Annotated in this window: 16 protein-coding genes and 1 pseudogene; 12 read left to right on the forward strand and 5 right to left on the reverse strand. The window is 30.8% G+C overall.

Translation table 11 applies throughout. The features are described from left to right. The first annotated feature begins 196 nt into the window (after positions 1-196). Both APS56_RS02605 and APS56_RS02610 read left to right on the forward strand, forming a co-directional pair. Positions 197-586 carry a VOC family protein gene (locus tag APS56_RS02605; protein ID WP_054724504.1) on the forward strand — a complete coding sequence of 130 codons (390 nt, stop codon included), beginning with the start codon at positions 197-199 and terminating at the stop codon, positions 584-586. Positions 587-830: 244 nt separating this feature from the next. After that, on the forward strand, positions 831-1568 hold the full coding sequence (locus APS56_RS02610) for a helix-turn-helix transcriptional regulator (RefSeq protein ID WP_054724506.1): 738 nt from the start codon (positions 831-833) through the stop codon (positions 1566-1568). 168 nt (positions 1569-1736) lie between these two features. Here APS56_RS02610 and APS56_RS02615 read toward each other — a convergent pair whose 3' ends face one another. Next, on the reverse strand, positions 1737-2114 hold the full coding sequence (locus APS56_RS02615; RefSeq protein ID WP_054724508.1) for a winged helix-turn-helix transcriptional regulator: 378 nt from the start codon (positions 2112-2114) through the stop codon (positions 1737-1739). Positions 2115-2196: 82 nt separating this feature from the next. Between APS56_RS02615 and APS56_RS02620 the strand changes: the two genes are divergently transcribed. From APS56_RS02620 to APS56_RS16915, 9 genes and pseudogenes are all read left to right on the forward strand, one after another. Then, entirely contained in the window at positions 2197-3024 is an 828-nt protein-coding gene (locus APS56_RS02620; RefSeq protein WP_054724510.1) for an alpha/beta hydrolase, read from the forward strand. Positions 3025-3608: 584 nt separating this feature from the next. Further along, positions 3609-4142, forward strand: coding sequence for a dihydrofolate reductase family protein (locus APS56_RS02625; protein ID WP_054724512.1), 534 nt, complete (start codon positions 3609-3611; stop codon positions 4140-4142). 10 nt (positions 4143-4152) lie between these two features. Then, positions 4153-4563, forward strand: a complete 411-nt coding sequence (locus APS56_RS02630; protein ID WP_054724514.1) for a RidA family protein — start codon at positions 4153-4155, stop codon at positions 4561-4563. 4 nt (positions 4564-4567) lie between these two features. After that, positions 4568-4975, forward strand: coding sequence for an SRPBCC domain-containing protein (locus tag APS56_RS02635; protein ID WP_054731084.1), 408 nt, complete (start codon positions 4568-4570; stop codon positions 4973-4975). Between the two features lie 197 nt (positions 4976-5172). Beyond that, entirely contained in the window at positions 5173-6273 is a 1101-nt protein-coding gene (locus APS56_RS02640) for a putative glycolipid-binding domain-containing protein (RefSeq protein ID WP_054724516.1), read from the forward strand. A 642-nt stretch (positions 6274-6915) separates the two neighbouring features. Continuing rightward, positions 6916-7068 (forward strand): annotated as a pseudogene (locus APS56_RS17285) (DapH/DapD/GlmU-related protein); the annotation flags it as partial. 854 nt (positions 7069-7922) lie between these two features. Next, the gene (locus APS56_RS02650) at positions 7923-8732 is read left to right on the forward strand and encodes an alpha/beta fold hydrolase (RefSeq protein ID WP_082379229.1); all 810 of its coding nucleotides are present in this window, start codon (positions 7923-7925) and stop codon (positions 8730-8732) included. A gap of 17 nt (positions 8733-8749) precedes the next feature. After that, entirely contained in the window at positions 8750-9664 is a 915-nt protein-coding gene (locus APS56_RS02655; RefSeq protein ID WP_054724520.1) for a helix-turn-helix domain-containing protein, read from the forward strand. Then, positions 9661-9828, forward strand: coding sequence for a hypothetical protein (locus APS56_RS16915; protein WP_157757595.1), 168 nt, complete (start codon positions 9661-9663; stop codon positions 9826-9828). Before APS56_RS02655 ends, APS56_RS16915 begins: the two co-directional genes overlap by 4 nt. A 489-nt stretch (positions 9829-10317) precedes the next feature. Here APS56_RS16915 and APS56_RS02660 read toward each other — a convergent pair whose 3' ends face one another. The 4 genes from APS56_RS02660 to APS56_RS02680 form a co-directional block, all read right to left on the reverse strand. Further along, entirely contained in the window at positions 10318-11109 is a 792-nt protein-coding gene (locus tag APS56_RS02660) for an SDR family oxidoreductase (protein ID WP_054724523.1), read from the reverse strand. Between the two features lie 14 nt (positions 11110-11123). Then, positions 11124-11723, reverse strand: a complete 600-nt coding sequence (locus APS56_RS02665) for a GNAT family N-acetyltransferase (protein WP_054724525.1) — start codon at positions 11721-11723, stop codon at positions 11124-11126. A 45-nt stretch (positions 11724-11768) separates the two neighbouring features. Then, on the reverse strand, positions 11769-12527 hold the full coding sequence (locus tag APS56_RS02670) for a class I SAM-dependent methyltransferase (protein ID WP_054724527.1): 759 nt from the start codon (positions 12525-12527) through the stop codon (positions 11769-11771). A gap of 611 nt (positions 12528-13138) precedes the next feature. Then, the gene (locus tag APS56_RS02680; RefSeq protein WP_054724530.1) at positions 13139-14347 is read right to left on the reverse strand and encodes an MFS transporter; all 1209 of its coding nucleotides are present in this window, start codon (positions 14345-14347) and stop codon (positions 13139-13141) included. 99 nt (positions 14348-14446) lie between these two features. On the opposite strand from APS56_RS02680, the gene APS56_RS02685 reads away from it, so the two are divergent. Further along, positions 14447-15241 carry an AraC family transcriptional regulator gene (locus tag APS56_RS02685; RefSeq protein ID WP_054724533.1) on the forward strand — a complete coding sequence of 265 codons (795 nt, stop codon included), beginning with the start codon at positions 14447-14449 and terminating at the stop codon, positions 15239-15241. Positions 15242-15280: the final 39 nt, after the last annotated feature.

A 15280-nucleotide genomic window follows, 5' to 3' on the forward strand; every position in this document is an offset into this window, starting at 1 on the left:
TGTGCTTATTTACGAAGTCCGCCAAATTTTTATTTTTGTATATTTAGAAATTAAAAGATAAGTAGAAAAAATAAAAATTTGGCTTGTGCATAATCCGAAAAGTTAGCGTCTATTTACACGCTACGTTTCATATACAAACACGTTAGCTGCAAACTGAAAATACATCGTACTAAACAACAAAATTAAAGTCTGAACAATGAACGACATCAAATTTAATGGCGGAATAAATATCGCAATAAAAATTCCGAAATCTAAATATCAGGAAACTGTGAAATTTTATAGAGAAATCCTGAAATTGGAAGTGACCGAAAAAGAAATAAAGAACCCAACAGTTTCTAAAACTCACGAAGTTAAATTTGGAAATAATATAATTTGGTTGGATTGCGTAGACAATTATACTCATTCGGAAACTTGGTTGGAGCTGAAAACGCCCAATGTGGAAAAAGCGACAGAATATTTGAAATCCAACGGAATTGAAACTTGCGATGAATTGGAAGAAATACCAAAAGATAATCATTGGATAATGGACCCAGCAGGTAGTGTATTTATAATCGGAAAAGATAATTCGGAATATTCACTCGACTGAAAAAAAGTGAACAAGTTACACGTATAAAAAAATGCTAGGTTTAGCTAAACCAAAATTAGTTGCTCGTTTGCTAGCTTCTAATTTTTCTTTGGGAGATCTTCACACACACAACTTTTATACATAAATGTTCTGCATAATGTAAAATTAGACTGGTGTATTCAAAATACCGCAATAAAAAACGAATAACTTTAGAAATTAGGGAGAAACAAGTTAAACAACAATTAAACTTCTTATAGTTTTATCAATGAAGTATAAAGAAATAAATCCAAGTCATAACCTCCAAAATCAAATTCACAGCTATTGGGAGTTAAGAGGAGATACATCGAGTAATCATTGGGAACGTATTTTTCCTGATGGTTGCCCAGGTTTAATTATGAATCATGGAGACAACTGTTTTACCGATAATGGTACAATGAAAATGGAACACGGTAAAACTTATATGGTTGGAGCAATGACTACTTTTAAAGAAAGTTATATTAATGAACACACACACCTCATAGGTATTTGTCTTAAACCATCAGCTTTTGCATCATTTTTCTCTTATTGCTCTCTCAGCGAGATAAAAAATAACACCGTGCTATTAGACAAAAATCTCTCTTTTGATAGAGACCTTTTTTTTAAGAACAACTACACCGATTATTTAAATCAATTTTTTACGGATAGAAACAATAATAAGGCCACAAGATTAAGTTCAGTCATAGATGACATACAGGTATCAAGAGGTTTAATGACTATTGATGAATTGTCAAAACAAAATGGAATTTCAATAAGGCAATTAGAGAGGTTATTTAACAGCTTTATAGGGTTAACCCCAAAAGAATACGCAAACATTATTCGTCTACAATACGCATTAAATTTAATTGCATCACAAAAGGAACACACATCATTATCAGATATTGCTTTTGAATGTGGATATTATGACCATTCTCATCTCACCAATGCTGTAAAACGTCATACAGGGTTTTTACCCTCCGAACTTTAAAATGTCGTTTTTTTCCAAAGAAAAACACTAGTCAACTTTCTATTTTTGTAGAAAATTAAAATTTCACACCAAATGAGAAAAATAAAACTATTTATAGTAACCAGTTTAGATTTTCCATATACTAGAATGTTAGTCATAAGTTAAAAAAACGTAGGTCTAAAAAGAAACTTAAGAAATAGAGTGAGCAGAAATCCTTTTGCCATCTGCGTACAATTTCCCCCAATCACAAAGACTTTCTAAAATAGGAACCAAATCCAAGCCTTTATTGGTCAAAACATATTCTATTCCAACAGGTACTGTATTTGGAATTTCTTTTTTAATTAATATGGCGTGTGTTTCCAATTCCTTTAATTGTCTTGCCAAAACAGTTTCCGAAATATTAGGCAACTCTTGCTGTATCAAATGAAATCGATTGTTGCCTTGAGAAATGGAATAAACAATCTGTGATTTCCATCGACCATTTATCATTGCAATTGCCGAATTTAACTCACAAACTTGAAATAGGAACTGTTCGTTGACATAATTTGTCGATTGTTTTTTTCTCATAATCAATAGTTTAAAGACTAACAATTTTGTTAGTTATTGTTTCAAAAACAGTCTTTTAAGATCTTTGACAAAAATATAAAAAATGAAAAATATCGTTTTAATTACAATATCTATGGTTTTGACACAATCACTTTTTGCTCAAAAAGTTTTTAGCATAAAATCAGATAAATTGGAAAGAACAGTTTCAGTTTCTGTACAAAAACCAACAAACTATCAATCTTCAAAAAGCTATCCTTTGGTTTTTATGCTTCACGGTTATAGTGAAAATTATGAACAATGGAGTAAAACAACCAATTTGGAAAAATTAGCAACGGATTATCAAATGATTTTAGTCTGTCCAGAAGGTTTCGTCAACTATTATTTGAATAGTCCAAATTTAAAAACCTTTCAATACGAAGATTTCTTTTTCCAAGAACTTGTTCCTAACATTGAGGAAAAATACAATATTGACAACAAGAATATTTTTATAACTGGTTTGAGCATGGGAGGCTATGGAGCTTTGAGTTTATTCATAAAGCATTCTGAATTTTTCAATACTGCTGCTTCTACAAGTGGAGCTCTTGAATTTGATTACGAAAACTTAAAAAAAGTCAGCTTAAAATTCTTTGAAAGCAAAAGAATGACAAACGATATGGAAATGACATTGGGAAACCCGAAAGAAAATGATTGGCAAAAGTTTAGCATTTCATCTTTGTTAAAAAACCAAAAGGAATTTAATAAAGGTTTTTTTATTGATTGTGGTTTAGATGACCCTTTACTCTCAAACACCATACAAATTAAGGAATTGGCTTTGTCTAAAAAATTACCGATAAGATTTTCAATTCAACCCGGAGAACACAATACTGAATATTGGGCGAAATCCGTTGAATACCATTTTGTATACTTCAAGCAACATCTGAAAACTGAATAGTAAAAATCTGTGGCTAAGGCTAACAATATAACGAACGACACTGTAGAAACCAATGAAGTACAATAAAGTAAAACCATACAAAGAATTAGAACCTTTTATTCATTTCTATTAGGAACTGAGAGGGTACGAACTAGAAAGACAATGGGCATAGGTTTTTCCAGATGGTTGTGCTGGTATAGTAATAAATCTGTGAGATACTTGCTTGACTGACAACGGCTCGACTTTAATGGAGTTTGGGAAACTTAGGTAGTTGTTGCAATAACTTCTTTAATAGACAGCTTTATTGACACTGATGTACGTTTAAGGTATGTGCCTTAAACCTGCAACTTTTTACAAATTTCTATAAAGATCCTCTCAAAAGGAATTGACTAAAGACACCGTGAATTGGAAAAATATAAATCATTTAACCTTGATAAAATATAGAAAATCCGTTTAATTATTTTGATCATTTTTACTCCGAAAAAATAATTACCAAATCCAAGTAATTGTTATATTTACCCTCCGAACTTTAAAATGTCGCATTTTTCCAAAGAAAAACACTAGTCAACTTTCTATTTTTGTAGAAAATTAAAATTTCACACCAAATGAGAAAAATAAAACTATTTATAGCAACCAGTTTAGACGGATTTATAGCGCAACCAAATGATGACCTTAGTTTTTTAAAGTTAGTTGAAAAAGAAGGAGAAGATTATGGTTATGATGCATTTACTTCATCCATAGATACGATTATTATTGGTCGTAAAACCTATGATTATGTTGTAAAAGAGATTGGTGCTTCTCACTACGATAATGGGAAACGAGATGTGTATGTAATTACAAGAACGGAACGTCCAGACAACGGTAGAATTAAATTTTATACAGGTAATATAAAAGACTTAGTAACACAACTTAAAAGCGAAGCGGGTAAAGACATTTATTGTGATGGTGGTGCTGTAGTGGTTAATGAACTACTTAAAAATGACCTCATTGATGAACTTACTATTTCCATTGTACCTATTCTTGTAGGTAATGGTACAAGATTATTTAAAGAAGATAGACCAGAGCAACTATTGGAATTTATAAGTGCCAAAACATTTGATACGGGATTGGTACAGGTATATTACAAACGAAAAAAATAAATAACGAACAATGATGAATAGAATGGAACATATAAATCCGGAAGGACTAATAAAAAATTCTGCGTTTTCTCAAATCATAACGACTGAAGGAAACGGAAAGACAATTTATATAGGTGGACAAAATGCAGTAAATGGAAACGGAGAAATTGTAGGGAAAAATGATATTTTAAAGCAAACTGAGCAAGTAATGAAAAACCTTGAAATTGCTCTTAAATCTTGTGGAGTAAATTTTGAGAGTTTAGTGAAATTAAACATTCACATTGTTCAAGGGCAGAATGCTTATGGTGCATTTCAAGTTTCACAGAAATTTTTAGGACAAAACCCAAACCCACCGATTATTACAGTTTTGTATGTTGCAGGACTAATAAATCCCGAATTTTTACTTGAAATTGATGCTATCGCATTTAAACCTGAAAAATAAGAAAATGGAAAATCAAGTCGGAAAAACCAAAGATGTAGGATTTCAATTTGGAATAAGAAAAACCTTTTCTGTTTCGAGTGAGAAAGTTTGGGACTTTTTATTTTCCGAAAATGGACTAAGGATTTGGTTAGGCAATTTGAAAAATGAACTTGAAATTAAAAAAGAATTCGAAACTGAAAATGACATAACAGGTCTTGTCCGTGTTTTTAAAACAAATTCACATATTCGTTTGAATTGGAAACCGAAAAATTGGGAAAATATGTCAACAATTCAAATTAGAGTAATTGGAAATCAGACTAAGGCAACCATAGCCATCCATCAAGAGAAATTATTGAATACCGAACAGCGAAATGAAATGAAAGCATATTGGACTGAGATAATGAAGAAAATTGGCACTGAACTATTGAGATAGTGTCATTTGCAAATTATTTATGGCCCAATTCTGAATTTCTTTGATGACCGGCTGATAAGAATTTGAAAAAAGTAAAAGCTGTACGTTCAAAAAGATAAAACGAATAAAGCCAAAACTGAAAACAACGAACTCTCAACCAATAACTATCATAAAATAGAAAGATTCTAATATTAATTTTGACATTACATTTTTCAAATATGCAAGCACAAGACAAAATAATAGTGTGGAAAAGCACTTATGTAAACACAACCGAATTTACCACCATTATTTTTAAAGACTCGATTGAAGTTAAGGGACACATCACAGGTCAAGGATTGGGGAAATTATTGAATGTAAATTATCAACTTGACATTAATAAAAAATGGGAAATTAAGTCTGTAAACATCAATTTTCAATCAGACAGTACGTTTAACATCTCACTCACAAAAAATAAAGACAATCATTGGGTCAATGAAAAAGGCAAAATCCTCGAACAATTGGATAACTGTATAGACATTGATATTGCCTTGACCCCTTTTACCAACACATTACCAATCAATAGGCTGGGTCTAGCAGTTGGAGAATCAAAAGAAATAGAAGTCGTTTACTTTGAATTACCTACCCAAAATTTTTCGCCTGCCAAACAGCGATATACCAATTTAGGTAATGGAGTTTACAAGTATGAAAATCTTGCTTCCGGATTTACTGCAAACTTAAAAGTTGACAGTCAAGGATTTGTTTTGGATTACCCAGGTATTTGGCATAGAGTGTTTTCAGAGCATGAAGCTACTGCAAGACAGAAGGAAGGATTTGCTTCTTCACTGATTTCAGATAACGCAAGTGACGAAATTGCTGGAAATAATATTTACGATTGGCTTATAGGAAGTTGGAATGTAGAAGCTGTTGATTATTTAGAAAACAATGAAATATTAAAATCACAAGGTGAATGGCATTTTGCCTATGTTCTTGAAGGGCGGGCTGTGCAAGATGTTTGGATTGCCCCGAAACGTTCATTAAGAACGCCAAACCTAAAACAGCCAAGAATTCGTTATGGTTCAAGCATACGTTATTTTGACGCAAAATCAAAAAAATGGTCTGTTTATTGGTTCAATCCCGTGAGTAGTACAGTAAGTAAACTTTATGGTTGGAAAGACAAAGGTAATATTGTACAGGAAGGAACCGATGAAGATGGAAATATAATGCGGTGGACATTTCAGAACATAACCAATAAGTCATTTCATTGGAAAGGAGAAATTAGTACCGATAACGGAGAGACTTTTACTTTACAAGCAGAGTTCTTTGGAACACGAAAATATTAAACACCAAAACGAAAGTCTTTTCTACAACAATAGAGATACTTCAAACCATTGGACAACCTGACCCCCGGCAGTCGTATATTTTGGATTGGATCAAAGGAAATTCAAAAACATCAACTGATAAAGTAAGCTACAAAAGGGTTAAATGATTAAATTATTAAAAACCTTCTAATTGGAGCTACAGGAGAACGATAAAAAATAATAATACATTGAAGAAACCATAAAAATAAAACACAGATATAATACTTTAGGATGAAAAAAAATGATAACTGCAATAAAATAATTTACGCACAGACACCAGAATCTACTGCTATGGTTGAAAATACTAAGCGTGCAATGGAAATTACAGCCACAATTAATCGTTTAACATTTAAAGATGCTGATAAAGTTCGAGCTCTATTCAGTCAACTTACACGAAAAAAGGTGGACGAAAGTTTTTTACTTATTCCACCATTTTACACTTCTGGTGGAGTAGAAATAAATGTAGGCAGGAACGTTTTCATAAATCAGAACTGCACCTTATATGACCTTGGTGGTCTCGAAATAGGCGATAATGTGATGATAGGTCCAAATGTGAGTATTATTACTTCTGGACATCCCATTGCACCTTCACAGCGTCGTAAAATTACAATTGGTAAGCCTATTGTAATTGAAAGAAATGTTTGGATTGGTGCTGGGGCAACAATTGTTGGGGGAATTAAAATTGGTGAAAATTCTGTAATAGGTGCAGGTTCTGTAGTTACTAAAAATGTTTTTCCGAATACAATTGTAGGTGGAAATCCTGCAAAAACAATTCGTTTAATTAAAGAAGATACTTCTAATGAAAACTGAATTTACAAATTAAAAGTAAACCACTAATAGTTGAAGGTTCATTGTTGTCACTTCTAATCAATTAAAATTTAGCTGTAAGTAATGTGTTTACATAAAAAATATAAGAATTTAAAAACGAATTGTGTAAATTCAATTAACATTATATGACTTTATTCATAATTGGAGATTTCTCAAAATTTGAAAGCAAAAGTTTATAGGACTTTATTTACTTTATGAAAGTAATCAATGAAGTCAAGTAAACTTTTTTATCTCCATAGAAGTGTCGTTAAAAAAATAAATGTAAGTGATTGAAATGGAAAATCGTGAAAAGTTGGAGTTGAAAGAAGCTTAAATCGTAATAACACCTTTACTCAATTAATGTGAAAAATCAGTTGTAAAATTAAAACCAAACTCAGCTCAATATACACTTTTAGAAAACCGTATTAATGCATTAAGGTTTTCGTTAAAACTGATTAAGATAGAAATCAAAAGTAAAAATTATAATAATTACAACCACCTCACAGGTCTTGTTTTTAAAGCAAATTCACACATTCGCTTGAATTGGAAACTTGCCTATCGGGGAAACGTGTAACCGTTCAAATTCGAGTTATTGGAAACGAGTCAAAAACAACCATAGCCATCCATTAAGAGGAACTTTTAAATGATGTACAGAGAATCTAAGTGAAAGCATATTGGAGCGAGATTCATACCAATTGTTCGGAAAACAACCACTAGTTGTTGAATCCAACTAAAAAGAGAACTTTTACAACTAATCGTAGTCAATTAAATTTCTTATTACTGGGCAGCACAATCTACTTTTGCATAAACAAAATTGTAATAAGATGAACTCATTAAAAATTCAATCAAGTAAAAAGTATATAAAACCTTGGAAGGGCTTTATATCTGTGGAAGACACTCAACTTTATCTTCAAGATTCAGGAGGTTTAGGCCCTGTTATTATTTACTTAAATGGCTCATATGCCAACCTCAAACACTGGGACCGTGTTATTCAAGAACTTGGCTCAGACTATCGTCACATTTTGTATGATGAACGTGCCCGTGGTAAATCAAAGAAATCAAAGGATTACTCCTTTGATGCTTGCTTGCGTGACCTGACAGCAATTATCAAGGCAAGACAAATCAAAAACCCAATATTGGTGGGTTGGTCATATGGAGCCATTTTAGCTACGCATTGGGTGAACAAAAATCCTGGAGTACCCCGTGGAATAATAGCAATAGATAGTGCTGTACCTTATGGGCTTACGGGTGAAGAATCTCAAAAGCGTATTTATAAATTATTTAATCGCTTAAAATGGATTCTCCCTGTAATTGCTCCATTTGGTTTAGCTGCAAAAATGAGTGCTAAACAACATGCGGAAATCAATATCGAAATAAATGAAATTTCCGCTAAATTAGAACAAACCCTACTAGATATTAACATACCTGTATGGTATGTCTTTGCATCAGGCGAAAGTCGTGGCGGAGAAGCTCATGAATTTAAGGCCATGCGAGACAGTCTCAATCCTTTGTTGAAAAAAAATGAAAATTTGAAAGTATTTAAACAGGTAGAGAGCAATCTCGAAAAGATTCTCTCAAAAGATTACAAAACGATAGGAAATGCAATTCAAACATTAAACAAGAACATTAAATAAATTTACATCCTTTTATTATGAATAACTCAAAACATTTAGGTCTGAAAATTTTAGAGGCACGAAAAAACATTAATTTATCACAGGCAAAACTAGCGAATATAATAGCCATTAGCCCTCAAGCTATTGGGAAGTGGGAACGTGGTGAATCAATGCCTGATATTATAATGTTGGATAAATTAGCTAAAGTCTTTGATGTAGATCTTAACTATTTTTCTAATGAAAGTAATAGTAGCTCACATAAAGTCGACCTACAGCAAAATTCAAATAAGCTACTTTCAAATGATTCAGGTATTCATTCCAATAACGACTATAGTTCAAACTGGGATATGTCCAGTGGAAATTGGGTAGATGCAGATTTTTCAGATTTGAAGAACCTTAAAGATAAATTCAGTAACTCTAATATGAAACGCTGTAAATTTATCGGTTCTGAATTATCAGGTCTTCTATTAAGAGGTAACAATATTGATGGATGTGATTTTACAGATTCTGAAATAAAAAGCAGTCAAATACAAAACTCTCAACTGATAAATAATGAGTTTCAAAATTGTGTGTTACAAGGGTCTGAATTTTCACAAAACCACATCAAAAACTGTAATTTTTCAAATGCCAATTTATCTAAGATAAAGCTTATTTCAGGAACTTTTATAAATATAGAAGTGATAAAAACTGTTTGGAATCAAACCTCTTTTATTAAAATGTATTTTGAAAACATTGTTTTTGAAGGAAATATCGACAACTGTTCTTTTGATAATTGCAGATTTAAGAAAGTAACATTTCAAAATGCAGTATTAACCAATACTTTTTATAAAGGTAGAAAAATGAAAGGAGTTAAGTTTATCAACTGTAAAGCAGATAAAATGACTTACGAGTTTTTAAAAAATGCAAAGGCAGATCTGAAGGAGGTTACATTATTATCACATAAACAACTATGATAGACGAAAAAATAAACCTCTCAGAATTAAAAAATCTGAAGTTTGAATACATTAAAAATGAATATGTGGTAACTTTAGTTGATAACCAAGGCTTTGAAATATTAAAAGGGTATGGTATTTCAATTGTAGATGCAATCAATGATTTACATCAAAATTTAATATAAAATTAAAATTTAACAATTGTCTCCTATTGGTCACAAATTGTAATTTAAATAAATTAAAAACAATCTTAGGTCAAGAAAGTAACCAATACATCGAAAAGGTAAAGAACTGGAAAGAACAATCCCTGAATTTGTCAGGTATCATGCCTTAATTTCAATTGCAGTAGTTTTTCCATTTCCGTAGTTTCCTGCAATACAAACTAATTTCATAAGAACTAAATATTATTTTTTTAACTTCTTTGTAGATATTAATTATAATTCTTTTAAGCAAAGTGAGCGTTATCAATAATTATCTCTTTGCCGACGTACAACGATTAAAAGTAGGGCTGTAAATAAGCGATAAATTTTCAGTTTAGCAAGAAGTCATATTTTTAATTTTCTTGTTTTCAAAAATACAAATTAAAAATATGGCGACCTCTCATACACGCACAAGCCTTTGTTCAAACACACTACCTACCCTACTTTTTTTATACATATAAGCGAGAGGCATTTCTACTTGTAGTTGATTGTTTTTATAAATGTGTTCCAATCTTCTTTCCCGAAAGTATTATTTGGAGAAAGATTCACGCCTGTTCGAAACAGTTGATGCCGAATATCATTAGTCATTTCCGTTTGTATTTCCCAGCTAGGGTGGAATTCTTTTAAATAACTATCAGTCATTTTTTCAAAAGAAAGTATTTTAGGTCCTCCAAAATCTGGAAGTAAACCTTTTGGCGATTCTAAAGATATTCTTGCTAATAATTCAGCAACCTCTTGCGTACCAATGGATTGAAATTTTAACTCTTTTGGGATTTTCAAAATAGACTTATCGTCAGTCGTTTCATTGATAAAATTTTGTATCAAATTAACTACAAAACTGTGGAATTGTGTAGTCCTTACAATTGTATAAGGAAATCCACTATTTGACACTAAGTTTTCCACCTCAAGTTTTGCCTGATAATAAGGATAGTCGCTCTTATCAACCCCGACAATAGAAATATAAACAAAGTGTTTTATAGCACGACTACCAATTGCTTTTAATAAATTTTTTGTACCCTCAACATCTACCAGTTGAAAGTCCCTAGGGTTACTGGCACAATGTATGACAACATCAACATTATTAGTCGCTTTTTTCAGTCCAGTATTTTCGGCTAAGTTACCCATGTAATACGTAATGTTGTCTTCTTTAGTAGGCGTGAAGGTTTTAGTTGATAAAACTCCTACTTTATAATTTTGCGATATAAGGGTCTTAGCAACTTTTCTCCCAAGATGTCCAGTTCCTCCAGTAATTAAAATCCTGTTCATAATTCTTTTAAAATTTATTTTCTGTTTATTTTTTCTTGAAGATTGGATTTCACATTATTAATCCATTCGTCCTTCAAAATACTCAATACGATAAGGTCAATTCGGTTTCCTTTTGCGTCAAAACTAAAATTCCTCAAAACTCCTTCTTCGACACAACCAATGCTTTTCATAGCATTAATGCTTCTTTTATTAGCAATATTGGCTTTAAATGCTACGCGTTCGTATCCTAATTGCTCTAAAGCAAATTCGAGCAATAAATATTTTGAATTTTTGTTAATGTAAGTTCCTTGATGATCTTTTCCATACCAAGTGTAGCCTAATTCCAATGTTTTGGTGACCTGGTTTATTAAATAAAATCTGGTGCTACCTACCATTTTATTTTGCAATTTGTCTATCACGACAAATACATAATCGGTTTGTTTTTTTCTGTTTTCAATAGCAGTTTTGATGTATTGCCTTAAATTATCTTCTCCGTTTGCACCAAAAGCATTGAAATCCCAAATATCCAATTCGTTTAAAGAATATCGTAAAAGTTGATCAAAGTCATTTTCAACCAATGGTCTTAAAAGCACTTTGTCGTTCTCTAAAATATAGTCTTTTTGAAAGTCAATCATTTTTGTTTTTTCATAATTTTGTCGTAATAATATATAAAAAACCTCTTAATTATTTTTTGCAAAAAATATTTGAATCGGATAATGTAGAAAATACTCACTATTAATTTCTGTGACATTTATTCCTAAATCATCTACTCCAACATCTGCAACAATCATATCTTTTAAAGCTATTGGATTACTCGGAAAAGATGCTTCAAGCTGCTCATTAAGTCCAATTTTCATTGAATAAAAATCAGTATTAACATTTTTGAAACCTACTTTTTCAAAAAGACGATAAAATTCAGTTAATGAAAGTGCAGCAACATGAGAACAATCTCTATTTCTCTCCATTTCATTGTATTTTTTTATTTTAGTGTCTGGTAAAGAAACATCAACAACTATAACTACTCCATCGGGTTTACAGACTCTTTTCATTTCAGACAAAACTTTAAGTGGATTTAAAAAATGATGAAAACCAAATCTAGAAACTACTATTGAAAAACTATTATCTTCATAAGGTAAATTCTCTACATCTCCTATTTGCCAAGTAAGGTTTTTAAGATTAAATTTTGTTTGTAATTTTTTAGCTTCATCAAGCATTCCTTGAGTCATATCAATACCTGTTACATGATTGGTGTGTTTGGCAAATTCGCACGAGACAATACCTGATCCACAAGCAATATCTAAAACTTTATCTTTTTTAGAAGCAGACGTTATTGAAATTAATTTTTCTAAAGCATCGCTATGTGAAGTTATCGCACTATAACCGCTTGCTTGTTTTGAAAATTGTTCTACAATGTTTTCATTATGTTTTTTAGTGTCCATAAATCTATTATTTTAATTTTCTCCAAAGTTCTAAACTTATCACTAAGTCATAATTACTATATTTGGACAATGAATAGCGAGTATCAGACAAATATTAAAATAGATTGGCTTTAAAACAGTAGTATGAAAATAAAGCCAATCTATTTTAAAACGGAAAAATTGTATATTTGGATTTACTAACAGTTCTAAATTGGGAAGGCTTACATAACCACTAACCGTTCTAATTAGTCTCTCCTTAGTTTCATATTAGTTAATTGAATACCAATATTATAAGTTTTTTTGTTCAATATTGATGTTTATAATTGCAAGGTAGGAGGTAATAAAAATCTTATCGTGTTTATATGCTTCATTAATAAACTTATCAATTGTAATTGATGAATAAACTTCTCCTTGTAATTCAGTAAGTTTACAAATGAATGGGGAAAGAAAATTTTTTTCAATTTGTTGTATTAGTTGTTTTTTATCAATTGTATTGGAGCAATATATAGCTATATGTTTCATCTTTCTTCTAAATCATTTTCGTGTTATATTTCAAAATAAAATTACTTTAAATAAGAAAACAAATTTTATAATTTCTAATTCAAGCAATTATAAAATTTGCGTTAATCAAACTATACTTTTTTACTTTCTATATTAGGTAAAAAGCTTGTTAGAATCCCAATTAATGGTAAAAAGGCACAAACTTTAAATATATATACAATACTAGTTTCATCAGCAAGTTTTCCTAAAATAGCAGAACCCAAACCACCCATTCCAAAAGCAAATCCAAAGAACAGTCCTGCTACTAAACCTACTTTTCCTGGAAGTAATTCAGTTGCATAAACTAATATTGCCGAAAAAGCAGAGGAGATAATCAATCCTATTACAATGGATAAAATTCCAACCCAAAATAACGACACATAGGGTAGTAAAAGTGTAAAAGGAGCCGCACCTAAGATAGAAATCCAAATAACATATTTTCTTCCGAATTTATCACCTAATGGACCACCTATTAAGGTTCCTACAGCTACCGCACCTAGAAAAGCAAACAAATAAATTTGTGATTCCTGTATGGATACATTGAATTTTTCTATTAAGAAAAATGTATAATAACTTGTGATACTGGTCAAATAAAAATATTTAGAAAATATTAAAAGTAGTAAAATTATCAAAGAGAATATTATTCTATTTTTTGATAAATGATGCGTTGATATTTTTTCGGAAGCTATTCTATTTTGCTGTTTTAATTCCAACTGAATGCTATACCAAATAGCTACTTTATATAAAACAAAAACACCTATTAATGCAATAAGGCAAAACCAAATAATGTGTAATTGCCCAAAAGGAATTACAATTAAAGCCGCTAATAATGGACCAACTGCACTCCCAGCATTTCCTCCCAACTGAAAAATTGACTGTGCTAACCCCTTTTTTCCACCAGAAGCTAAATGGGCTACTCTTGAGGATTCAGGATGAAAAATTGAAGAACCAATACCTATTAAAGCCACTGCGGCTAATAAATAATAAAAATTAGATGCAATAGAAGCAAAAAACAATCCTGATAAGGTAAAACTCATTCCAAATATCAAGGAATAGGGTTTGGATTTTTTATCAGTATACATGCCCACAAACGGTTGTAAAATAGATGCGGTGACTTGATAAATTAAAGTAATCATTCCGATTTGAGTAAAATTAAGATCAAATTTTTCTTTGAATAATGGATAAACAGAAGGAATTACAGCTTGTAATAAGTCATTTATAAAATGAGAAAAACTAATTGTAAAAAGTATGGAATATATTGTTTTTTGAGCTATTTCTGTATTTGTATTAATGCTTTTCATAAATGGTTGTTTTAGGTTTATTTTTTTTTAAAATAATAGCTGAATTATTTTTCACAAAGATTTTAATAAATATACTGCCTGAATTGGTATATTTGGACAATGAATAGCGAGTATCAGACATATCGATTAGTTGATTTTGGATTCCAAATTAATTCAGATTTTCCTGTAATAGGATATTCGGAAATGGTAACCAATTCTATTTGTATATCACATTCACATCCAAGAGCACAACTTCTTTATGCTACTACTGGTGTAATGAACGTAGTAGTTAATAACCAAATTTGGGTAGTGAATCCATTACAAGGACTTTGGATTCCAGGAGGAGTAGAACATCAAGTTTCTTTTCAAAAAAATGTCAAATTATATAGTGTCTTCATAGATCCTTCTTTTACAGATGGATTACCAAAAACTACTTTTTCATTTGACATTTCCTCTTTTTTAAAACAATTACTATTTAAAATTATTTCTTTTAATACAGTTGATACTGTCTCAATTTCAGAAAAAAGAATTATGATGGTCTTTTTAGATGAAGTTACTTTAATACAACCTAGTATTACTTTTTTACCAACAACAAATCATGTAAGATTAAAGAATGTTGTACAGCTTTTACTTAACGATGTTGCCAGTAAGCAAACGATAGAATACTATGCTGAAATTTCATGTATGAGTAGTCGAAATTTATCTCGTTTATTCATCAAAGAATTGGGTATGAATTTTAGTGATTGGAGAATTCGTTTAAAACTTTTAGAAGCAATAAAAAGATTAGGTGAGCAACAATCGGTAAAAGAAATAGCCTTTGATTTAGGCTACGAAAGCTCGAGCTCATTTATTTATATGTTTAAAAAATATTTAGGTAAAACACCATCAAATTATATTTTGAAAAGTAAGGATTGAAATGTGTGAAATAGTTAAATGTTAATTAATTAAAAACCT

Source organism: Pseudalgibacter alginicilyticus (genome assembly GCF_001310225.1).
Taxonomy (GTDB): Bacteria; Bacteroidota; Bacteroidia; order Flavobacteriales; family Flavobacteriaceae; genus Pseudalgibacter; species Pseudalgibacter alginicilyticus.